General features: G+C 51.1%; 25 protein-coding genes and 1 pseudogene. All 26 read left to right on the forward strand.

The window, feature by feature from the left end:
• Nucleotides 1–21: 21 nt before the first annotated feature.
• The gene (locus IPL71_RS11700; RefSeq protein WP_345321755.1) at nt 22–447 is read left to right on the forward strand and encodes a hypothetical protein; all 426 of its coding nucleotides are present in this window, start codon (nt 22–24) and stop codon (nt 445–447) included.
• Nucleotides 393–1,919 carry an S-layer homology domain-containing protein gene (locus tag IPL71_RS11705; protein ID WP_345321757.1) on the forward strand — a complete coding sequence of 509 codons (1,527 nt, stop codon included), beginning with the start codon at nt 393–395 and terminating at the stop codon, nt 1,917–1,919. The genes IPL71_RS11700 and IPL71_RS11705 overlap by 55 nt, the downstream gene beginning before the upstream one ends.
• Before the next feature lie 227 nt (nt 1,920–2,146).
• Nucleotides 2,147–4,405 (forward strand): S-layer homology domain-containing protein, encoded by a 2,259-nt coding sequence (locus IPL71_RS11710; RefSeq protein ID WP_345321759.1) that lies wholly within the window; start codon nt 2,147–2,149, stop codon nt 4,403–4,405.
• Between the two features lie 291 nt (nt 4,406–4,696).
• Nucleotides 4,697–5,557, forward strand: a complete 861-nt coding sequence (locus IPL71_RS11715) for a CSLREA domain-containing protein (RefSeq protein WP_345321761.1) — start codon at nt 4,697–4,699, stop codon at nt 5,555–5,557.
• Nucleotides 5,558–5,597: 40 nt separating this feature from the next.
• Complete coding sequence (locus tag IPL71_RS11720; RefSeq protein WP_345321763.1) at nt 5,598–7,175, forward strand: S-layer homology domain-containing protein; 1,578 nt, start codon at nt 5,598–5,600, stop codon at nt 7,173–7,175.
• Between the two features lie 443 nt (nt 7,176–7,618).
• Entirely contained in the window at nt 7,619–8,260 is a 642-nt protein-coding gene (locus IPL71_RS11725) for a CSLREA domain-containing protein (RefSeq protein ID WP_345321765.1), read from the forward strand.
• A gap of 1 nt (nt 8,261) precedes the next feature.
• Nucleotides 8,262–10,274, forward strand: a complete 2,013-nt coding sequence (locus tag IPL71_RS11730) for an S-layer homology domain-containing protein (protein WP_345321767.1) — start codon at nt 8,262–8,264, stop codon at nt 10,272–10,274.
• 231 nt (nt 10,275–10,505) lie between these two features.
• Nucleotides 10,506–11,840, forward strand: coding sequence for a histidine kinase N-terminal 7TM domain-containing protein (locus tag IPL71_RS11735; protein ID WP_345321769.1), 1,335 nt, complete (start codon nt 10,506–10,508; stop codon nt 11,838–11,840).
• Nucleotides 11,841–11,849: 9 nt separating this feature from the next.
• A complete protein-coding gene (locus IPL71_RS11740) occupies nt 11,850–12,188 on the forward strand; it encodes a sensor histidine kinase (RefSeq protein ID WP_345321771.1) in 339 nt (112 codons plus the stop codon).
• On the forward strand, nt 12,185–12,715 hold the full coding sequence (locus IPL71_RS11745) for a response regulator (protein ID WP_345321772.1): 531 nt from the start codon (nt 12,185–12,187) through the stop codon (nt 12,713–12,715). Before IPL71_RS11740 ends, IPL71_RS11745 begins: the two co-directional genes overlap by 4 nt.
• A complete protein-coding gene (locus IPL71_RS25910; protein WP_514130772.1) occupies nt 12,609–12,833 on the forward strand; it encodes a response regulator transcription factor in 225 nt (74 codons plus the stop codon). Before IPL71_RS11745 ends, IPL71_RS25910 begins: the two co-directional genes overlap by 107 nt.
• A 151-nt stretch (nt 12,834–12,984) precedes the next feature.
• A complete protein-coding gene (locus IPL71_RS11750) occupies nt 12,985–13,395 on the forward strand; it encodes a response regulator (protein WP_345321774.1) in 411 nt (136 codons plus the stop codon).
• Nucleotides 13,396–13,447: 52 nt separating this feature from the next.
• A complete protein-coding gene (locus tag IPL71_RS11755) occupies nt 13,448–13,963 on the forward strand; it encodes a hypothetical protein (protein WP_345321776.1) in 516 nt (171 codons plus the stop codon).
• Between the two features lie 334 nt (nt 13,964–14,297).
• Nucleotides 14,298–16,031, forward strand: a complete 1,734-nt coding sequence (locus IPL71_RS11760; RefSeq protein ID WP_345321778.1) for an S-layer homology domain-containing protein — start codon at nt 14,298–14,300, stop codon at nt 16,029–16,031.
• Between the two features lie 538 nt (nt 16,032–16,569).
• Nucleotides 16,570–17,322: a hypothetical protein gene (locus tag IPL71_RS11765; protein WP_345321780.1), complete on the forward strand. Its 753-nt coding sequence runs from the start codon at nt 16,570–16,572 to the stop codon at nt 17,320–17,322.
• Nucleotides 17,316–17,870 carry a CSLREA domain-containing protein gene (locus tag IPL71_RS11770; RefSeq protein WP_345321782.1) on the forward strand — a complete coding sequence of 185 codons (555 nt, stop codon included), beginning with the start codon at nt 17,316–17,318 and terminating at the stop codon, nt 17,868–17,870. The genes IPL71_RS11765 and IPL71_RS11770 overlap by 7 nt, the downstream gene beginning before the upstream one ends.
• 111 nt (nt 17,871–17,981) lie before the next feature.
• A complete protein-coding gene (locus IPL71_RS11775) occupies nt 17,982–18,107 on the forward strand; it encodes a hypothetical protein (RefSeq protein ID WP_345321784.1) in 126 nt (41 codons plus the stop codon).
• A 68-nt stretch (nt 18,108–18,175) separates the two neighbouring features.
• The gene (locus tag IPL71_RS11780; protein WP_345321785.1) at nt 18,176–19,960 is read left to right on the forward strand and encodes an S-layer homology domain-containing protein; all 1,785 of its coding nucleotides are present in this window, start codon (nt 18,176–18,178) and stop codon (nt 19,958–19,960) included.
• Between the two features lie 570 nt (nt 19,961–20,530).
• Nucleotides 20,531–20,614 carry a hypothetical protein gene (locus tag IPL71_RS25915; protein WP_514130774.1) on the forward strand — a complete coding sequence of 28 codons (84 nt, stop codon included), beginning with the start codon at nt 20,531–20,533 and terminating at the stop codon, nt 20,612–20,614.
• A complete protein-coding gene (locus tag IPL71_RS11785) occupies nt 20,604–20,753 on the forward strand; it encodes a hypothetical protein (RefSeq protein ID WP_345321787.1) in 150 nt (49 codons plus the stop codon). Before IPL71_RS25915 ends, IPL71_RS11785 begins: the two co-directional genes overlap by 11 nt.
• An 18-nt stretch (nt 20,754–20,771) precedes the next feature.
• The gene (locus IPL71_RS25920; RefSeq protein WP_514130775.1) at nt 20,772–20,855 is read left to right on the forward strand and encodes a hypothetical protein; all 84 of its coding nucleotides are present in this window, start codon (nt 20,772–20,774) and stop codon (nt 20,853–20,855) included.
• 93 nt (nt 20,856–20,948) lie between these two features.
• Complete coding sequence (locus tag IPL71_RS11790; RefSeq protein WP_345321789.1) at nt 20,949–21,038, forward strand: hypothetical protein; 90 nt, start codon at nt 20,949–20,951, stop codon at nt 21,036–21,038.
• 248 nt (nt 21,039–21,286) lie between these two features.
• Nucleotides 21,287–21,424 carry a hypothetical protein gene (locus IPL71_RS11795; protein WP_345321790.1) on the forward strand — a complete coding sequence of 46 codons (138 nt, stop codon included), beginning with the start codon at nt 21,287–21,289 and terminating at the stop codon, nt 21,422–21,424.
• 67 nt (nt 21,425–21,491) lie between these two features.
• Nucleotides 21,492–21,908, forward strand: coding sequence for an FG-GAP repeat protein (locus IPL71_RS11800; protein WP_345321791.1), 417 nt, complete (start codon nt 21,492–21,494; stop codon nt 21,906–21,908).
• Between the two features lie 211 nt (nt 21,909–22,119).
• Nucleotides 22,120–22,227, forward strand: a pseudogene (locus IPL71_RS25925) (hypothetical protein); the annotation flags it as partial.
• A gap of 6 nt (nt 22,228–22,233) precedes the next feature.
• Nucleotides 22,234–22,527, forward strand: coding sequence for a hypothetical protein (locus IPL71_RS11805; protein WP_345321793.1), 294 nt, complete (start codon nt 22,234–22,236; stop codon nt 22,525–22,527).
• Nucleotides 22,528–22,690: the final 163 nt, after the last annotated feature.

The raw sequence follows: 22,690 nt of genomic DNA on the forward strand, positions 1-22,690 counted from the left end.
AACATCAAAGGAGAAAACACTATGACAACCAAACACATTTTTCATCATCTTGGGCGAGCGCTGTCTGCGCTTCTGCTTGTGGCCATGCTGCTCAGCTTTTCGGGCGTAGCGCTGGCTTCGTCCGGTGATACCACTCGCGTCTCGATTGCTACCGGCGGGACGCAGGCAGATGGCGACTCATACATTTACTTCCCTTCCATCTCGGCCGATGGACGTTATGTGGCTTTTGAATCCGACGCCAGCAACCTGGTGGCTGGGGATACAAACAACGGCGCGATATTTTCGTCCGTGACCGTCAGACGAACCAGACCACTCGCGTCTCGGTTGATTCGAGTGGGACAGAGGCAGATGGCGGCTCATACGCTGACTTCATCTCGGCCGGTGGGCGTTATGTGGCTTTCCATTCTTCTGCCACCAACCTGGTCAGCGGGGATACGAACGGCCTGAGCGATGTTTTTGTCCATGACCGTCAGACGGGTCAGACCACTCGCGTTTCGGTTGATTCGAGCGGAGTACAGGGAGACAGCGACTCATACAACCCATCCATCTCGACAGATGGGCGTTATGTGACTTTCGAGTCCGAAGCCACCAACCTGGTCAGCGGGGATACGAACGGCCTGAACGATATTTTCGTCCATGACCGTCAGACAAACCAGACCATTCGCGTTTCAGTTGATTCGAGTGGAATACAGGGCGATAACAACTCACATTCCGCATCCATCTCGGCAGATGGGCATTATGTGGTTTTCTATTCCTATGCCAGCAACCTGGTCAGCGGGGATACGAACAGCTCTTCGGATATTTTCGTCCGTGACCTTCAGACGAACCAGACCAGCCGCGTCTCGGTTGATTCGAGCGGAGTAGAGGGAGACAGCGACTCATACGATCCCTCCATCTCGGCAGATGGGCGCTATGTGGCTTTCCATTCCATTGCCAGCAATCTGGTCAGCGGGGATACGAACAACTCTTGGGATATTTTCGTCCGTGACCGTCAGACGGGCCAGACTAGCCGTGTTTCGATTGATTCGAACGGCGTAGAGGGGAATGGCAATTCATATAATCCCGCCATCTCGGCCGATGGGCGTTATGTGACTTTCGCTTCTGAAGACACTAACCTGGTCAGCGAAGTGGATAGTAACTTGAGGCAAGATATTTTCATCCATGACCGTCAGACGGGCGATACCACTCGCGTTTCGGTTGATTCGAGTGGAACAGAGGGGAACAATACCTCATATAACCCCTCTATCTCGGCGGATGGGATTTATGTGGCTTTCTCTTCCTCTTCCACTAATCTGGTCAGCGGGGATAGCAATGGGGTACTGGATATCTTTGTTCATGAAAACGACGTTCCTACCGCCACGTTCAGCGATGTCCCATTAACCTATTGGGCCAGCAGCTACATCGAACGCCTCTACGATGCGGGCATCACCGGCGGTTGTTCAACCGTTCCATTGAATTACTGCCCCGATAGCAGCGTCACCCGCGCGCAGATGGCGATCTTTCTATTGAAGGGTATTCACGGTTCAAGCTATTCACCGCCCGCCGTGGGAGTCAGCACCGGCTTTGGCGATGTCGCCACTGATTACTGGGCCGCAGCCTGGATCAAACAATTGGCCGCCGAAGGTGTCACCAGCGGATGCGGCAATGGCAACTACTGTCCGGATAACGTAGTCACCCGCGCACAAATGGCGGTCTTCCTTTTGAAAGCCAAGAATGGCTCGGGCTATACCCCGCCCGCCGTAGGAGTCAGTACCGGCTTCAACGATGTCGCCACCGATGCCTTTGCTGCGGCCTTCATCAAACAACTCGTGTCCGATGGCATCACTGCCGGATGCGGCAATAGCAACTACTGTCCCAACGACTCAGTCACTCGTGCCCAGATGGCGGTCTTCCTCGTCAAGACCTTTAATCTGCCGTAGCATTATTAAATCTGACTATCCAAATCAATAACTAGTTTTGAAGATAGACCCTAAAGGTTATAAACCTTTAGGGTCTTATTTTGAATGCATCAATCAGTCAACCTTGCAATATCCCTATAATCCCCTATAATGGATAAGTATTGTCTGGAATACTTAACTGTATATATTCTGCGCTCGGGGATAACACAGTTTTGATATTTCTTCATCTACTCGGGAGAAAATCTATCATGGTGATTCGGTTTAAATCCATCTTTAATCTTTTTACGCTCTCTGCTCTGATGCTTTCCCTGCTTGGCAGCGCGCTGACCTTTACACCTGCATACGCGGCCAACATCACGGTTGACACCAGCGCCGATGAGAATAACACTGGCGCATCCTGCTCTTTGCGTGAAGCTATCATTGCTGCAAATACGGATGCCGCTTACGGTGGCTGCTTGGCCGGTTCCGGTTCTGGTACAGATACGATTGCCTTCGCTGATAACTACACCATCACCCTGTCATTGGGCACCCAACTGCCACTCGTGACCACCACCATTAGCATAAAAGGCAACGGCGCGACGAACACCATTGTTCGAGCGAATGCGGCTGCGAATACCGTCACCTATCGTGTCTTTGAAGTGGGCGGTGCCGGCATCCTCACTCTCAGCGGACTGACCGTAAGCAATGGGGTTTGTCTTGAAGCATGCGGAGGGGGCGGGGGCGTCTATAATGCTGGAACTCTCTCAGCTTCCAATGTGACTTTCAGTGCCAACTCTGCATCTAACGGTGGCGGAATATACAATAGTGGCGGTACTCTGACATTATTGGGTGTAAACTTTAACTCCAATTCCGCATCCAGCTTTGGCGGCGGAATATTCAACGATGGCGGCATCAACTCAACGCTAACGAACATAAACTTTAGTGCCAATTCCGCATCCAATGGCGCCGGAATGTTCAATGAAAGCAGCAGCCCTACCCTGACAAAGGTGACCTTTAGCGCCAACGTTGCATCCATCCGCGGCGGCGGGATGTATAACAGCAGCAGCAGCCCAACCCTGACAAACGTGACCTTCAGCACCAACTCGGCAGTAAACGCTGGCGGTGGGATGAATAATGAATTCACCAGCAACCCCACTTTAACGAACTCCACCTTTAACGCCAATACCGCTGGCTTCGGCGGCGGTATGTCCAACGACACCAGCAGCCCCACTCTGATAAACGTAACCTTCAGCGGTAATATTGCCGGAAAAACCAATGGCGGCGGAATGTTCAACAACGGCAACAGTAGCCCAACGCTGAAAAACACGCTAATCGCCAACAGCGGCACCAGCGGAGATTGTAAAAACGATTCTACTTCTTCACTGAACGTCGCCTCCACCAACAATCTGCTCGAATCCGCTGGAACAGCCTGCAGCCAAACCAACGGCGTGAACGGCAATATCATCGGATCAGACCCCAACCTCGGCACACTGACTGGCTCTCCCGCACACTTCCCACTCAATAGCGGCTCCCCTGCCATTGACGCGGGCGACGCTGCCATCTGTGCCGCCACACCAGTAAATAACACTTCTCAAAATGGCATTGTCCGCCCGCAGGGAAATCGCTGCGATATCGGCTCATACGAATTCGATCCTTTACCCGCTGTTTTATCCAGCATCCGCGTATCCGCCAACCCAACCAGCGCTGCCAGTGTAGACTTCACCGTCACATTTTCTGAATCGGTGACAGGCGTGGACTTAACTGATTTCTCCCTGACGACAAGCGGCGTATCTTCCACCGCCGTTAGCGGACTCAGCGGCACTGGCAGTGTCTACACTGTCAGCGTCAACACCGGCACCGGCGCTGGTAAGATCCGTTTGGATGTATTAGATGACAACACCATCATAGACTTAAACCTTAATCCGCTAAGCGCAGGGTTTACCAGTGGACAGGTTTACACGGTGCGAACCACCACCTTCACTGATGTACCTACATCCTATTGGGCATGGCAATATATTGAGCGCCTCGCCAGCGCCGGCGTGACCGGCGGCTGCGGCACGGGCATCTACTGCCCCGACGCCACCGTCACCCGCGCACAAATGGCGGTCTTTCTATTGAAGGGTATCCACGGTTCAAGCTACACCCCGCCCGCAGTGGGACTCAGCACCGGCTTCGGCGATGTGCCTGTCGACGCTTTTGCTGCTGCCTTCATCAAGCAACTCGCTGCTGAAGGTGTCACCAGCGGATGTGGCAATGGAAACTACTGTCCTGACAGTGTAGTCACCCGCGCGCAGATGGCGATCTTCCTTTTGAAAGCCAGGAACGGTTCGGGCTATACTCCGCCCGCGGTGGGAGTCAGTACCGGCTTCGCGGATGTCGCCACCGATGCCTTTGCCGCGGCCTTCATCAAGCAACTGGTGGCCGATGGCATCACCGCCGGATGCGGCAATAGCAACTACTGCCCCAACGACTCAGTCACCCGCGCCCAGATGGCAGTCTTCCTGGTTAGGGCATTTAATCTGCCGTAAAATTATCAAGTAACAATAACTTACGCCCTCCAGAGATTAATTTTACTGGAGGGCGTTTGTTTTATAAGCCATAATCATTTTTCTTTATCCCACCGCTCATTATTTACGTACTACCCATTCATCTCTAGCCGTTTTTATATTATTCAACATTACCTTTGGGTCTTTGATACAACGCAGAATCAGATAAAATACTATAGAATTTATCCGGGTTATTAACTCATAAAACCATAAGGAAACAGAAATGCTAAAAAAATAATACACACATTAATAGTATTGGCCTTTTTATCGGGAATGTTTTTATCATCCCCGCCTAGCCCCGCCCACGCCGCCACCCTGACGGTGAATACCCTAACCGATGAAAATGACGGCTCTTGTCTCGATGGTGACTGTTCGTTGCGCGACGCAATTGCCTCAGCTGTTGATAACGACACAATCACCTTCAGCGTCACAGGCACGATCACCCTGACCGCCGCATTAACCGTTGATAAAAACCTGACCATTACCGGTCCCGGCTCTGGTCAACTCACCCTGGATGGCAATAATCAATTCCAGATATTCCTTTTGTCCGACGAATTCCCGACCAATACGATCAACATCTCCGGCATGACCATGACCAAAGGCTACGCCGACCCGCTTACTGTTTGCGGCGGCGGGGCGATTCGCAGCTGGGCATTCCTGACGATGAATGATGTTGTGATCACAAATAACCATGCGCCTAGCAGTGTGGGAGCGTGTGAGTATCCACGCGGGGGCGGCATTCTTTTCTTCGATAACGAGGGCAGCCTGACTCTCACCAACAGCACAGTCAGCAATAATTCCACCGTTTATGGCGGCGGCGGTATTTATTTCAGTTCCTACACCGGCAATATCAGTCTGAATAATGTCACTATTGACAACAATCAAACGACTGAGGCAGATGGCGGTGGGGTGGAAATCAATAATGCGCTCTCAACAGTAACCATCACCAATTCAACCTTTTCCAACAACGATGCGTCTGGCGGCAGTGGTACAGAGGGCGGCGGGTTAAAAAATTTCCGCTCCCAACACAACCCCGACTGTTACGATTCAAAACAGCCTATTTTCTTCCAACACAGCACTGCAGGATGGTGGTGGTATTTACATATTCAAACTCCCGGTAACGATCACCAATAGCACCATTGCAGATAACTCCGCATCAGGGGATGGCGGTGGGTTGTATAACTACGATGGAACCATCACCATTAATTCCTCTACGATTAAGGGGAATATTGTGAGCGGCGGCGGAAACAGTGAGGGAGGTGGTATTTTCAATTTTGGAAATACTGGCACGGGTTCCATTACCATTGTCAACAGTACCTTGACCGGTAACCGCAGTACCAATGGTAAAGGCGGCGCGATCTTTAACCATGCCTCAGGGAACACGGCGAGCGACATCGCTACAGTTAACATCATTAACTCAACTATTGTCGGCAACAGCGCCAAAAACAATTTTGGCGGCGGCGGTATCGTTGCCTCCCGCGCTGCCGGTAATGAAGTTTCGACCATCACTCTTTCAAATTCCATTTTGTATGGCAATACGCTCACCACTGGCACCGGCGGCGAGAACTGCCTCATCGTCAACTCTGTCACTATCGTTACCAACAATCACAACCTGCTCCAAAATCTGGTAAATGACTGCACCCCCGGCGTTAACGATGTGACCAGCGCTTTGGCTGCTTCTGCAGTGGTAAATGCGCTGGCCAGCAATGGCGGCACAACCCAAACCATGTCGCTGCCAGGCGGTTCCCCCGCCATAGACGCAGGCGATAATGACATCTGTACAAACGCACCCGTGAATAACACTTCGCAAAACGGAATCACCCGCCCGTTTGGTGATTATTGCGATATCGGCGCGTATGAACTAGGCGATATAACCGCTCCCACCGTCACTTCCTCAGTCCGCGCATCCACCAATCCCACCAACGCATCCAGCGTAGACTTCACCGTCACCTTTTCAGAACCCGTGACAGGCGTAGACTTAAGCGATTTCTCCCTGACGACAAGCGGCGTATCTTCCACCGCCGTTAGCGGACTCAGCGGCACAGGCAGTGTATACACTGTCACAGTCAACACTGGCAGCGGCAACGGCACCATCCGCCTAAATGTACTCAACGATAACAGCATTATAGATATAGCCAGCAATCCGCTGTCCGCCGGTCTCACTGGCGGTGAGACTTATACCATCCTCAAATCAGCCACTTTCAGCGATGCCCCGCTAACCTATTGGGCCAGCAGTTACATCGAACGCCTATTCAATGCCGGCATCACCGGCGGCTGTGGTACGGGCATCTACTGTCCCGATAACTCGGTCACTCGCGCACAAATGGCGATCTTCCTATTGAAGGGAATTCACGGGTCAAGCTATACGCCGCCTGCAGTGGGAGCCAACACTGGCTTCGGCGATGTCGCAGTAGAGTATTGGGCTGCGGCCTGGATCAAACAACTGGCCGCCGAAGGTATCACTGGCGGTTGTGGCGGCGGTAACTATTGCCCCGATAACGTAGTCACCCGCGCGCAGATGGCAGTGTTTTTACTGAAAGCCAAAAACGGCTCCAGTTACAGTCCGCCCGCCGTGGGAGTCAGCACTGGCTTCGCAGATGTCGCCACTGATGCCTTTGCCGCAGCCTTCATTAAACAACTGGTGGCCGATGGCATTACTGCTGGTTGCGGCAACAGCAACTACTGTCCCAACGACTCAGTCACCCGCGCCCAGATGGCGGTCTTCCTGGTTAGGGCATTTAATCTGCCGTAAAAATATCAGGTAACAATAACTTATGCAACACCCCGGAGATTCATTTCACTGGGGTGTTTTTTTATAAGCCATAATCTTTTTTCTTTTCTCCCGCCACTCTTTATCAACGTACTACTTATTATTTCCTGGTCGGTTTTTATGTTATTCAGCATTACTTTTGGGCCTCTAGCGGACCGTAGAAACAGGTAAAATACTGTGAAATTTATATAATCATCAATTCATAAAACCAAAAGGAAACGAAAATACTTTTGTCTTTTATCGGAACCATTATCAGCATTCCCTGCCGCCACCGCCCACCCTCGCCGCCATTCTGACGTTAAATATATAAAAGGCTGACCATCACCGGTTTTTGGTCTTCGTTATCTTTGTAGTTCGAAGATTTTTTTAGCGTTTCCCTAAACACTTATGCAAGAGATCAAATAAACCCAAAGGAGAAAATAAAAATGAAAAAAAAGTATTTCTTAATTCGGCTGTGTTTTCTTTTCAGCCTGGTCGCAGGGCTGATTTTGACGACACCAAACAGTCACGCCAAAGCAGACTCTTCTGGCGGCTGGGTCTATACGGTCACCACCACGGCTGATGAGATAAGCGATGGTGAATGTGTCATTGATTGCACCCTGCGCGAAGCCATTGCTCTGGCAGATGACGGCGATACCGTCAGCATTACTGCTACAGGGACAATCACCATGGACAATCTGTTATCAGGGTATCAAATTTCCAAATCCATTACGATCAATGGTCCCGGCAGTTCCAATCTGATCATTGACGCGAATTTTAATCATCGCATTTTTTACATCTCCCAATCTGCGGTAGACGGTGTAAGTATGTCTGGCTTAACCCTCACCGGCGGAAACACGAGCCTCGAAGGCGGCGTTCAATATGGCGGCGCAATTGCATCCTATGCGCCGCTTACGTTGAATGATATGCACATTGACCACAATACAGCTGGTACATCGGATGGCGGCGGAATTTTCATGAGCGGCGCTTTCTCCCCAACAATGCCAACATTGACCATTGAACACAGTGTGCTTACCAACAATTCTGGTGTATTAGGAGGGAACATATATCACAAGCGCCGATCTTGATATGTCTTACACCACGGTTTCAGCTGGTTCCGCTAGTTATGGCGGCGGAATTTATATTGATTCATTTGGCAGCACATCGCCAGACTTGAGCATTGCAGCCAGCCGGATCACAGGCAATACTGCCACCCTTGGGGCTGGCGGTATCTCCGTGAGAGAGAAAACCCGTTTGTTTATTTCTTATTCCAGCATTGACCAGAACGAAGCCGCCGCTTTTGGCGGTGGCATTGATTATTACTCCGATGAAACCACATCGTTGCTAAGCCTCTTCAGCAGCACCATTGGAGAAAATCGTCTGACAGCCGATGGAACACCTGGTACGCCAGATTCCAATTCGGGCGCTGGCATTTACATGAGAGGGAATGTCAGCATCATCAATTCCACCATTGCCTACAATGATGGGGATGGTGGTAACGGCGCAGGTACCAACAGTTTTGGCGGCGGAATCTATTCCGTTTCGTTGGTAGGCACAACACAAACTCTATACAACTCCATCATCGCCAATAACCTGGCAGATAACGGCCCAGCTATTGAAGGAAACATCGTGACCTCCGGTGGGTACAATTTGGTAGAAGAAGGCGCAACCGGGTTTACCAGCTTTGTCAACAACGACATTGTCGGCTCGGACCCCTTGCTTGACCCATTGCAGGTAAACCTACTGGGGACGGCTGATTATCCACTGGCGGTCGGAAGCCCAGCGATGAACACCATTCCCACCAGTAACATCTATTGCGTCCCTCCCTTTGTCATCGCAATTGATCAACGTTTCGTACAACGCCCACAAAATTCCTTCTGCGATATGGGCGCCTATGAAGTAGACAACACCGCCCCCTTCACCACCGCTATTACACGCAGAGATGCCAACCCCACCAGCGCCCCCCTTGTATATTTCCAGCCTGCTTTTTCAGAATATATTATTGGGTTGGATATTTCTGATTTCAGCCTCGTTACTACCGGCTCCATCAGCGGCGCAAGTATCGTAGATGTAAACGAAGTAGGGGAAGTCGTGGTCGATACAGGCACAGGCAACGGAACCATCAAAGTTATTGTTTCCAATACCGCCTCCATCAGCGACTATGCCGGGCTATCCATGGTCGGACTGCCCTTCACTGTAGGCGAAACCTATGACATTGATAAAACTGCGCCAATCGTCACATCCAGTGTGCGCACCAACTCTAACCCCACCAACCTTACCAGTGTAGACTTCACCGTCACCTTTTCAGAACCCGTGACAGGCGTAGACTTAAGCGATTTCTCCCTGACGACAAGCGGCGTATCTTCCCCCGCCGTCAGTGGACTCAGCGGCACAGGCAGTGTCTACACTGTCACAGTCAACACCGGCAGCGGCAACGGCACCATCCGCCTAAATGTACTCAACGATAACAGCATTATAGATATAGCCAGCAATCCGCTGTCCGCCGGTCTCACTGGCGGTGAGACTTATACCATCCTCAAATCAGCCACTTTCAGCGATGTCCCGCTAACCTATTGGGCCAGCAGTTACATCGAACGCCTATTCAATGCCGGCATCACCGGCGGCTGTGGTACGGGCATCTACTGTCCCGATAACTCGGTCACCCGCGCACAGATGGCAGTCTTTCTATTGAAGGGTATTCACGGTTCAAGCTATTCACCACCCGCCGTGGGAGTCAGCACTGGCTTCGGCGATGTCGCCACTGATTACTGGGCTGCGGCTTGGATCAAACAACTGGCCGCCGAAGGTGTCACCAGCGGTTGTGGCGGTGGCAACTATTGCCCCGATAACGTAGTCACTCGCGCACAAATGGCGGTCTTCCTTTTGAAAGCCAAAAACGGCTCCAGTTACAGTCCGCCCGCCGTGGGAGTCAGCACCGGCTTCAATGATGTCGCCACTGATGCCTTTGCCGCAGCCTTCATTAAACAACTGGTGGCCGATGGCATCACTGCCGGATGCGGCAACAGCAACTACTGTCCCAACGACTCAGTCACCCGCGCTCAGATGGCGGTCTTCCTGGTCAGAGCGTTTAATCTGCCATAAGCGTAAATTTATACAACAAAAAATATGACACACTCCGAATTAAATAAATAAGGAGTGGAAAAGATAGACCTCTGATGTAAGCTAAATTTGCGAAAATAGCTAAATCGGAGGTCTATTATGTTAAAACGATAAATGAAATAAAATGGGAAAGCAAGAGAGACCCAACCAGACGGAAAGTCATTTAAGATTTTCTTTACAGGAAAAGGTTACAATATCTCATTAGGAACGCCCATGTTCACATTGACCAGTATTAGCGCTCTCATCTTTCTCGCCACAATGGTGAATACCTTCACCGCATATGTTGCCTGGCAGCGTCGAAAGACCAGGGGCGGAATTTATTTTGCCCTTGCAATGATCGCTCTTGCTCTATGGTCAATGGCATCCGGCCTGGATTATGCGGCAACATCGGTCCCCTTGAAAATATTCTTTGCAAAATTGGAATACGCGACTTATTTCCCGGCGTTGAGTCTTATGGCCGCATTTTCCATCACTTATGCCGGGTATGAAAATTGGCTCAAAAAAGCATCGGTCAACGCGTTCCTGTTCCTCATTCCCATCTTGGGTATCCTGCTGGCATGGACTAATGAACTGCATACATGGCTATGGACAGATTTCATCCCCAGCGGCCAGGGAATCAATGTTGTTGATTTCAAGCACGGCCCCGCATTTCTCTGGGTGTCTTTCAGCGGTTATCTTTTGGTGATCATCATCGCATTGAACTTTTTACAGGTCGCCATGACCGGGTCCAGCCTGTTGCGAAGGCAGTCGCGCCTGATACTTATCGCCCTGGCTGTCCCCGTTGCAAGCAACCTGCTTTACATCTTCAAGGTCCTTAATTTCCCGGGTTTGGACTGGTCTTCGGTAACGTTTTCGCTCACAGGTGTGCTATTCCTGATTGCATTATATGGCTCACGCTTCATGGAGATCGTTCCAACTGCCCGCAACGCCATGATCGACCACATGAATGACGGTGTTTTGGTCGTGGATGATCATGGCCGTTTGGTCGATTTTAACCCCGCGGCGCAGGCGATCTGTAAGGTGAGTCAACAGGATTTATGGAAACCATTTCAGCAAACGCCGCTGAAAAACTTTCCTGAAATCGTTGCTCTGCTCTCTGATCCGATGGGAAGAACCTCACAGGATATCATCATCAGTCCCAAAAGTTATAACATTCAACGAATTCCATTGTCAGATCACAAAGATCGGGTATATGGGCATCTGGCAGTGCTTCACGATAACACCGAGCTCCACGCTGCACAAGAAAAATTGGGTGAACAAAAACGCGCATTTGCTGTCATCGAAGAACGCCAGCGTCTGGCGCGCGATCTGCATGATTCGGTCAGCCAGTCTTTGCATAGTTTGAACTTGTTCTCCGAAACGTTGATCGCCGCTCTGGGCAAAGGAAATGTGGATCGCACTCAACAATTGGCAGAACGTTTGCAGGAAAGTGCAAGGCAGGCATTAAAGGAAACACGTCTCATGCTGTATCAGCTTCAACCGTCGGAGAATGAGGCGGAGATGAACTTGATCGATGAAATTGAGGCGCGTTTATCCAGCGTTGAATAGAGGTCTGGGGTGCGAGCGTCTCTGGTTGTGGAAGGGGATGCGGATGGATGTCCGGAAGTGTGGCGTAAAAATCTGGTCGGTATTACCATTGAAGCGCTGAACAATTCGCTCAAACATGCTCAGGCGCGCAATGCAATGATTACTCTGCGCTGTGATGCCTCGAAAGTGGAAGTGGAGATCGCCGACGATGGCATTGGGTTTGACCCGCATCGCGTGCGAAGCGGCGGAATGGGTCTGCGCTCCATGCATGAACGGGCCAGACTGCTCGGCGGGACATTGGAGATTCGCTCAGCGTTGCAAGCGGGAACCTGTGTGATTGTGCGCGTGGAGAAAAAGGAAGCCTCATGAAAAAAATAAAGGTAATGATCACAGACGACCACCCCATGATGCGCGAAGCACTTCGAACCGCGCTGGAAGATGAACCCGATATGCTGATTTGCTGCGAAGCCTCGAACGGGGCGGATGCAGTGGTAATGGCTGGGGAACACTGCCCTGATGTGATTCTGATGGACTTATTGATGGCGGAAATGGACGGGCTGGAGGCGATCCGGAAAATTTTGGAAAAGGATCCGCAGGCTCATATCATGGTGGTAACCAGCCTTGAAGATGAAGACAAAGTGATTGCCGCGGTTCAAGCCGGAGCCTTGGGCTCTTTTCCCCAAGACCGCTCCGCGTTCGTTTTTAATGGAAGGGATCCGCAGAGTGGCGGATGGGGCGCCTTATTTACCGTCTGGCATTACGCAAAAATTGATGAACGGAGTGCGGAAGATGAAAACCGATCCATCGACACAGAGTGTAGTGGAGGCTTCTTTGACCGGGCGGCAGGAGGAGATTCTGGCGTTGTTGGGAGAAGGAAAAACAGATGCACAGATTAGCAAAATCCTGCATCTCTCCGAAGCGACCGTGCGCTCGCACATTCATCATATTTTGCAGCGTCTGGGTGTGGAGACGCGTACACAGGCGGTGGTATTTGCCAATCAACAAAAAAAATAAAAGATAGGAACCTGGCATTATCCATTGGCAGTCGCTTGCGGCTGCCAATTTTTTTGTTTAAGCTCTGTTTAAGTTTAACTTAAACAAACTTCCACAAAAGTTAAACACCACGTTGATGACAATTACAACACGGGCGGGTATCGTAGGGGATATGCAAACCCCAGCCACGGTCCTAGTCATTGAGAAACACCCGCTGATGCGCGCAGCGATTGTCAGTGCCATCGCGGATGAATCCGACCTGACCATTGCCGCCATCGCCTCAGATGCTGGTGATACGCTGCAGATCGTCGCGTCCTTGCATCCGCAGATCATCCTGTTCGCCATTGGTAATCCGGGGGAAGAGGATCTGGAGATGATGCGGGAACTGCACGAACGCTTTCCCGACCCGGTCTTTGTGGCGCTGACCACCAGCGAAGTCCCCGGGCAGGAAGAAGACGCATTGGCATATGGCGCGGATGCCGTGCTCGCCAAGACGGCGCCACGCGCGGAATTATTACACGCCCTGCGAACGATGATGACGAAAAGGAGCGTACAAGACATAAATAAACATCCTCGCTCATGATCATACAAGTTATACACAAGATCAAAATCAAACAAAAGGAGAATAATACAAAATGAAACAAGCTATTAAAATTTTTTCTTTGACCCTGTTGCTGCTGCTCATGGTCACCCCGGCGTTTGCGCTGGTCCCCTTCACCGATGTTCCTGTGGGATTCCCCGCCGGATGGGTTGACAATAGGGGTCAATTCACCGCAATGTGGGGCGCAGACGCGAACAATGTCTATGCCGTCGGGTATGGCAAAAACGCCGGCGAAACCGCCCCTCTAATCATGTATTCGGACGGGAGCACCTGGTTTGACGACTCCCCGCTGGCCCTGCCTAGTGGATATACTTCTGGTCAACTGAGAAGTGTTTGGGGCTCAGGGACAAGTGATATCTATGCCGTGGGGTTGGGTTATGATAGTAATAGTCCGAATCCGGGGGGCGTCTTTACCTTTGCTGTACCACAACAATGGGACCGCATGGAGCGTTCAGACTCTCCCTCTGCCCGGCAGTTGGACCTACGTTCAATACAATGCAGTCTGGGGATCAAGCGCGAGCGATGTCTATATTGGTGGGTATGCTTATGATGACCCGGATCAAATCCTCCTGCTCTTCCACTGGAATGGAACCAATTGGACGGATGTCTCTCCGGCTTTGCCTGGCTTTGTGTATACGGGTCAGATCGAGAGCATTTGGGGCTCAAGCGCGACTGACATCTTTGCTGCTGGATGGGGGCAAGATTTTGACGGTGTTACGTACCCCGTGGTCTCCCACTTCGATGGGAACAGTTGGACCGACATTTCCCCAGGGGTACCGCAAAACTGGGAATCCGGATCCCTTTATGAAGTGTGGGGCTCGAGCTCGACCAATGTCTATGTTGTAGGACATGGTTACGACACCGTCACTGGAAAAACATTGCCCATGATCCTATCTTACGATGGGACTCAATGGTACACAGATAACCCAGTCCTGCCCAGCGGATTGGAAGAAGGAAGATTAAAAAGCATTTGGGGCTCGGGAGCAAGCGATATCTATGCTGTCGGAAATGGATACGATAATATCCAATCAGATGTTAATTCTCCCTTACTCTATCATAATGACGGCAGCGGGTGGAGTGATGCCAGCCCCGCTCTTCCCGCCGGAGTAGATAATGGTTATCTAAATACGGTTTGGGGTTCCAGTGCAAACGATGTTTACGCTGCCGGACAAGGCGTTACAGTGATAGGAGATGACCAATCTCTGTTGTTATATCATGGCGTTCTCTCAGCTCCCACCGTCAGCACCGATTCCATTGAGACGCTTAATAACCGTCAGGTGAATGCGACCCTTAGCAATTTGGGTACCCCCGCCTCCGTCAGCGCCTATGGCGTGGTGTACAACACCACTGGCACCCCCACCATCAGCGACAGCAAAGTGGATAAAGGCGCTAAAACCTCTACCGGTGCCTACACCATTGGTCTCAGCGAAATGAGTTTGACAGCCGGCACCAAGTACTACGTGCGCGCCTTCGCCACCAATGCCACTGACACCTCCTATGGCGCTGAACTGGTTGTGTATGGCACGCCGGAAGATTTTACACACATCGCGCCTGCAAATAATGCAACCGATGTTTCCACCTCCCCAACCCTATCCTGGAACGCCAGCACCGGCGCGACCGATTACGAGTATTGTGTCCAACCATTACTTGCGAATTGCACCGGATCGAACCTTTCCGGACCGAACTGGATTTCGACCGGCGGAGCTACTTATGTAGATCTTTCAGGTTTGTCCTCCAGCACCAATTACGCCTGGGGTGTCCGCGCAGTGGTTGGTACGCCTGCCTCCTATAGCATTGCTACCAACGCGCCGTCCTACTTTACCACCTCCGCTGCTCCATCCCATACCGTCACCTTCAATGCCAATGGCGGTTCGGGGAGCATGTCGCCTCAGGTAAGCAATGCACCTGCTGCGCTCACTTCCAACACCTTCACCCGCAGCGGCTACACCTTCGCGGGTTGGAATACAGCTGCTAATGGCTCTGGTACTGCTTATGCCAATGGCGCGAGTTATGCCTTCACTGCTGATGTCACCCTTTACGCCCAGTGGACTCTCTCAACACCAACCTTTACCGATGTTCCATTGACCTATTGGGCCGCTAACTATATCGAACGCCTGTCCAACGCCGGCATCACCAGCGGCTGTGGAGCGGGGAGTTACTGCCCCGATAGCACTGTTACCCGTGCTCAGATGGCCGTCTTCCTTTTGAAGGGTATGTATGGCTCAAGCTATGCACCGCCCGCCGTGGGAGTCAGCACCGGCTTCGGCGATGTCGCTACCGATTACTGGGCCGCAGCCTGGATCAAACAACTGGCCGCCGAAGGCATCACCAGCGGCTGTGGCGCTGGAAATTACTGCCCTGATACCACCGTCACCCGCACGCAAATGGCGATTTTCCTTTTGAAAGCCAAAAACGGTTCGAGCTATACTCCGCCCGCTGTGGGAGCCAGCACCGGCTTCAATGATGTCGCTACTGATGCCTTTGGCGCAGCCTACATCAAACAACTCGTGGCAGACGGCATCACCGCCGGTTGCGGCAACAGCAACTACTGTCCCAACGACTCAGTCACCCGTGCCCAGATGGCGGTCTTCCTCGTCAGAGCGTTTAATCTGCCATAGTTTATGACCGGAGTGTCTACAAACTCTTAATTCATTTGTACAAGTAAAACAAAAAGCCAGATAATTGAGATTATCTGGCTTTTTGTTTTATCTTTCTATATCGTATACACAAACCTTAAAAAGTCTGCTTCGCTTTCGTAAAAGCCTGATTAACAAAAAAAGACCTTTAGAAAGTGTCTGAAAATTTAACCAACGTGAATAATGGATAGGCTAAGGTTATGGTTAAATCGGCAATTTTTGACCGCAGCCCGCAGGGTAATAAGTCGCGGAGAAGGCTGAGAAAACCTTTTAAAAACTCTGCGGACTCTGCGCCTTTGCGGTGAATATTCCTTATACATTATTGACGTTACCCGCAAAGTCTCAAAGCTTTTTCTTTTAATGACCTCCATCTTATCGCAAACATGACTCACTCTGAAATTAATATTTCACGGGTAAGCCATGTTTTTTGTGCCGGATTTCAGTACACAAGTTTGATTGCAGATTCAAGATAATCCCCATACAATATCTCCACATTCGCCCAATTAAGGAGAAATATTATATGAGACTTCATTTAAAGTTTTTATTCAATCTGTTGATCCTCTCCACCCTCTTGACTTCATTGTTTGGCACGGCAGCCTTTACCACGCCCGCGCGCGCGGAAAGTAACCAGCCAGATAATGCAAATAGCATACTGGATTTGAACCCAGAACTTACCATCTCAGAATTTGACATAAGCCGTGACCCCGTCTTTCGTCCGCTGGCCACGCCAAACACCTGGGATTCAGCAGCCGCAGGGTTAAATGGACGCGTCAACAGAATGGTAATGGTTGGAAAAGATTTATACGCCGCTGGAGAATTCACCGATGCGGGCGGCGTAGCCGAAGCAGATTACCTCGCCAAATGGGATGGTACTGCCTGGTCGGCCTTGGGAACCATACCATTAAATAGTTATGTATTCACCTTAGCCACCAACGGAACTGATTTATACGTCGCTGGCGATTTCAACAATGCAGGAGGCATAGACGAAGCAGATCGCTTCGCCAAATGGGATGGTACAAACTGGTCTGCTGTAGGTCCGGCATTGATTGGTGATGTTTATGCCATTGCCATAAGTGGGACAGACATATACGTGGGTGGGAATTTCACCAATGCAAGCGGAGACGCAAATGCAGATTACATTGCAAAACTTACTGGCGGAGTAGGAACCTGGTCTGCTTTGGGGACAGGCACGAACGGAAATATTTATTCCATTGCCTTCAGCGGGACAGATGTGTACGTTAGCGGGCAATTTACCAGTGCAGGCGGGTGGTAGATACATCCAGGATCGCCAAATGGGATGGCGCCACCTGGTCCGCTTTGGGTACAGGAATGGATAATACTGTTTATGTGGTTGCAGTAAATGGCGCGAATGTGTACGCAGGTGGGGATTTTTCCAGCGCAGGCGGGGTTGCAGACACATCCGGAATTGCCAAATTCAGCGGCGGGAGCTGGTCTCCTCTGGGCAGTGGATTGCCATTTAGTTACATCAGGGATATTGCGCTGATCGATGGAGATGTATTTGTAGGTGGATATTTTCCGGCTGTTGATGGCAATGCAGATATCAAGCATCTCGCCAAATTCAGCGGCGGCACCTGGTCTGCTTTGGGCGCCATAGCAGGCTCAGGACAGGTTGATGCCATCGCCATCAGTCCGGGTGGAGAGAGTATCTACGCCGGTGGTGTTTTCACCGACTGGGCTGGTAACACAAATTCAGATTACATCGCACGCTTCGAACCTGCCAGCACAACCATCACCGTCAACACGAATGCAGATGAGTTAAACGTTGATGGTGATTGCTCCTTGAGAGAAGCCATGCAATAAGCCGAACTCAACATTGCCACAGATGCCTGCGCCGTTGGCAATGCCAGCGGTCCCGATATCATCATCTTTCATAACAGCCTCGGCACAACCAGCATCCTGCTGAATGCAAATTTGCAAGGACTTTCCAAAACCTATGGCTTAACCATTCTTGGAGGCGGCGATATCACCGTCGATGGCGACAATGCCTACAGCATGTTTGTTGTAGGCGAAAAAGATATCTTAAGATCGACGGTCTGACCGTCTCTTGGGGGAATGCTGGTGGCAGCAATAATTATGGCGGTGGTCTTGCCAACAATAGTGGGTATGTGGTTATTACAAATAGTACTTTCCTGTCCAACACAGCATACGGCTCTGGCGCTGTAGATAACCTGTCTGGCGATATGGTCATCGCGAACAGTACCTTCTCGGGCAATACCTCTACTGGTGACTCAGGCTCCGCCATTTACAACTATCAGGGCAGAATGACAATTGCCAACAGCACTCTTTTTGGAAACACCCCAGTCATTAGCGGAGCAAGTGCGCTTGTCAACCAAGACGGTGTTCTACGCATGTACAATACCATCATCGCAAACACGATCAATGGCGTAGACTGTAGTTTACTCACAGGTACGCTCACAGGCAATAACAACCTGATCGAATCCACTGGAGTGGGTGCCTGCGGATTAACCAATGGCGTGGATGGAAACATCATCGGCGTAGACCCAGCCCTCGGCTCGTTGACTGGTTCTCCGGCCTACTTCCCATTGAATGTAGGTTCTTCTGCCATTGATACCGGCGACGACACCGTCTGTGCAAACGCACCCGTGAATAACACTTCGCAAAATGGAGTCACCCGCCCGTTTGGCACTCATTGTGAAATCGGCGCGTATGAACTAGGCGATACAACCGCTCCCGTCGTCACTTCCTCAGTCCGCGCATCCACCAATCCCACCAACGCCGCCAGTGTAGACTTCACCGTCAGCTTTTCAGAATCAGTGACCGGAGTGGATTTAAGCGATTTCTCCCTGACGACAAGCGGCGTATCTTCCGCCGCCGTCAGCGGACTCAGCGGCTCAGGCGGTGTCTACACTGTCACAGTCAACACCGGCAGCGGCAGCGGCACCCTCCGCTTGAATGTGTTAGATGACGACACCATCAAAGATGATTCCCTCAACCCCTTAGGCGCAGGCCTGCTCACCGGGCAGACCTACACCATTGAAAAAGACGCTCCAATCGTTTCATCAAGCGTTCGCGCCAACGCCAACCCCACCAACCTCGCCAGCGTAGACTTCACCGTCACATTCTCTGAACCCGTCATCGGAGTAGACTTAAGCGATTTCTCCCTGACGACAACCGGCGTATCCTCCCCCGCCCTCAGCGGACTCAGCGGCTCAGGCAGTGTCTACACTGTCACAGTCAACACCGGCAGCGGCAACGGTACCATCCGCCTCAATGTCCTTGATGACAACAGCATTATTGATGCAGTTAGTAATCCATTGTTCGCAGGTTTCACCAGTGGTGAAACCTATACCGTTAGCAAGGCAGCCGCAGTTGCCACCTTCTGCGATGTCCCATTGACTTCTTGGGCCAGCAGCTACATCGAACGCCTGTTCAACGCTGGCATCACCGGCGGCTGTGGCACGGACATCTACTGTCCCGATAACTCGGTCACCCGCGCGCAAATGGCGATCTTCCTGTTGAAAGGAATTCATGGCTCAAGCTATGCGCCGCCTGCCGTAGGAGTCAGCACCGGCTTCGGCGATGTTGCCACCGATTACTGGGCTGCAGCCTGGATCAAACAACTGGCAGCCGAAGGCATCACTGGCGGCTGTGGCGGCGGTAACTACTGTCCCGATAATGTAGTCACCCGCGCCCAAATGGCGATCTTCCTTTTGAAAGCCAGGAACGGCTCGGGCTATACTCCGCCTGCCGTGGGAGTCAGCACCGGCTTCAATGATGTCGCCACTGATGCCTTTGGCGCAGCCTTCATCAAACAACTGGTGGCCGATGGCATCACTGCCGGTTGTGGCAACAGCAACTACTGTCCCAACGACTCGGTCACTCGCGCCCAAATGGCGGTCTTCCTGGTCAGGGCATTTAATCTGCCGTAGGGTATGTCGAAGAAATTGATTATCAAGTTATAAAGTAGATCAAATAGAGCCATGAGATTTTTCTCATGGCTCTATTTGATTCATCCATCACTTAATTAACGCAAATTGCTACCTTTGTCTTTTGAACCGCTTTTGATCTGAATTTCTTAATGCAAAGTCGCCAAGATTTAATGTTTTTTTCTTTGCGACTCTGCGTCTTTGCGTTAAGTCTTGTGCAAATTCTTCAAGGTCGCAACTTGGATTAATTATGTGATAATTGGACAAGTATTAGGATGAATTCTGACGGTGATCATTTAAAAACAATAGTGCTACAATAAAAAAATAATACCAGGTAAACTTTGTCCAGATCAACCCACCCAAAAGGAGACAATATGTTTAGTGGAAAAACAATTGCCAAGATCGGTTCCATCTTTTTGATCGTAACGTTCCTATTGACCGGCGCCCTTGCCCGCATAAAGCAGTGGCCGCCACTTCTGAAACGATTAACCTGAGCGCGGAAGATTGGGCGCAGATCTATACACTCGCTCCATCACTGGAAGCATCCATTCTCCCCGACACCAGCAAGCTTATTTGGAAGCCTCCAACACCGGGGCGATTGATTCCTTTGGTTATCCCATGGCGCTTTCTGGGGATACGCTCGTAATTGGAGCCTAATGAAGACAGCAACGCCGTGGGCGTGAATGGGAATCAGGCGGATAATTCAGCCGGTGGTTCTGGCGCGGTCTATGTTTTCATCCGCAGCGGAGGGTGTGGAGTCAGCAGGCATATCTCCAAAGCAACCCAGCGAATATAGGTGACCTTTGGTTTGTCTGTGGATATTTCAAGTGACACCATCGTGTTTGGTGCGCCTAATGAAGATAGTAATGCCATAGGTGTAAGCGGAAATCAACGATAATTCCGCCAGCGGATCTACGGTACAACGTATGTCTTCACACGTACTGGAACTACCTGGAGCCAGCAGGCATATCTCAAAGCATCTAATACCGAAATGGATGACTACTTTGGCAGGCTCGTGAATATTTCCGGCGACACCATCTCAGTTGCGGCTTATTATGAAGACAGCAATGCCACAGAATAAACGGAAATCAGGCTGATAATTCTGCCGAAGATCTGGCGCGGTGTATGTCTTCACGCGCAGCAGCAGTTCACCTGGAGTCCGGCAGGCGTATGTCAAAGCCTCCAATTCCGAAGCATGATTACTTTGCTGATTCTTGCCATGGCTCTCAGGCGGTACTCTTGCGGTTGGAGCTTCGTATGGATCCAGCAGCGCTACCAGTGTGAATGGCAATCAAGCTGATAATTCTGCACCTTACTCTGGCGCGGTGTATGTATTTTACGCTTTTGGGCGGCTACCCGGGTCAGCAGGCATATATCAAGGCTTCCAATACCGAAACAGAAGTTACTTTGGTGCATCCCAGTATGTCACTCTCCAGGCGATACTCTGGCGGTTGGGGCTTCGTATGAAGACAGCACGCCACCGGTGTAAACAGGAATCAGGCGGATACTTCGGCCGTCGAATCCGGCGCAGTGTATGCTCTTCACCCGCACGGGCAGCACCTGGAGTCAGCAGGCGTATATCAAAGCCTCTAACACCGAAGAGTATGATTACTTTGGTACGGACGTGTCACTCTCAGGCGATATCCTTGCGGTTGGGGCGCCAGATGAAAGCAGCAATGCAACCGGTGTCAATGGAGATCAGGCGAATAATTCAGCACTCTACTCTGGCGCTGCTTATATCTTCACCCGCACGGGCACGAACTGGTATCAACACTCCTACTTGAAAGCCTCCAACACTGAAGCAAGTGACTACTTTGGCTATTCCCACTCGCACTCAGGCAACACCGTGGCAGTTGGCGCACCATATGGAGAGATAGCATGCCACCGGCCGGAACCCAGGGATCAGGCCGATAATTCTGCACGAAGTAGTTCGCGCTGCGTATGTCTTTAGTTGCCCTGTTTTGACGACGTGCCATTTGATTACTGGGCCAATAACTTTGTAGAGCGCCTCGCTAAAGCCGGCGTAACCGGCGGCTGCGGCACGGGCATTACTGCCCCGATAGCACCGTTACCCGTGCGCAGATGGCCGTCTTTCTATTGAAGGTTATCCACGGTTCAAGCTTACACCCGCCTGCGGTGGGGTCAGCACCAGCTTTGGCGATATCGACACCGATTACTGGGCCGCAGCCTGGATCAAACAACTCGCTGCCGAAGGCGTCACTAGCGGATGTGGTAATGGAAATTACTGCCCTGACAGTGTCGTCACCCGCGCCCAAATGGCGATCTTCCTTTTGAAGGCCAGGAACGGCTCGGGCTATACTCCGCCCGCGGTGGGAGTCAGCACCGGCTTCGCGGATGTCGCCACTGATGCCTTTGGCGCGGCTTTCATTAACGGCTCGTGGCCGATGGCATCACTGCCGGATCTGGCGGCGGCAACTACTGTCCCGGCGACTCCGTCACCCGCGCTCAGATGGCGGTCTTCCTCGTCAAGGCATTTAATCTGCCTTAACTCAGTAAAATATGTAAAACAAAAGCCAGATAATCCCGGTTATTTGGCTTTTGTTTCGTAGTTTATATGACGCGCATGCTTTGAAATCATTATGTCCATCATTTTTGGCATGCAGGTCTCTGAGAAACTAACTTTAGTGACCTCCTTGGATAACTAATTTCTTATCAAGCCCTTGCTGAAGTCACGTTGGAATTAAATAGGAGTATTCATTATATTAGTTGGTG

It is taken from the genome of Candidatus Villigracilis proximus, assembly GCF_016717045.1.
Taxonomy (GTDB): Bacteria; Chloroflexota; Anaerolineae; order Anaerolineales; family Villigracilaceae; genus Villigracilis; species Villigracilis proximus.